Raw genomic sequence first — 368 nt, 5'->3', positions numbered from 1 at the left:
AGAGTGGGGACCGCGGCTGCGGCTATGGCCGCGGCCGTCGGCGCCTTGCCCCTCGCCCGGCGGCGCTCGGGCGATTCGCCTGACGCGGACTGTGCCGACGGCGGCAGGTCCGACGTGGCCGGCGCCGACGAGGGACGGTCCGATGCGGATTGCGACGGCCGCGTAGCCGGCTGCTTGCTGCTGACGTGCATATTGTACTTCCTTGATTTCCGAAGGTTTTCGTTTCGAGCGGTCAAATTGGATAGTAGAACTATCTAGTTCAACAGGATAGCATTGCTATCCAATCGTGCAAATCAAGGAAGGAGACGGCTGTGCGGATCTCGGAGCTTGCCCGCGAATCGGGAACGTCGGTGGCCACGATCAAGTAC

1 protein-coding gene is annotated in these 368 nt (G+C 62.5%); it reads right to left on the bottom strand.

Annotated features, from left to right (window positions below):
• Positions 1-191, bottom strand: a 191-nt coding sequence (locus ACO48X_RS07995; protein ID WP_485001556.1) for a hypothetical protein, incomplete at its 3' end; no start/stop codon positions are given.
• Between the last annotated feature and the right edge of the window lie 177 nt (positions 192-368).

The organism is Peptidiphaga sp., from assembly GCF_057238965.1.
Note: the sequence above shows the minus strand (reverse complement) of the source record. Positions and strands in the feature narration are given on the sequence as shown.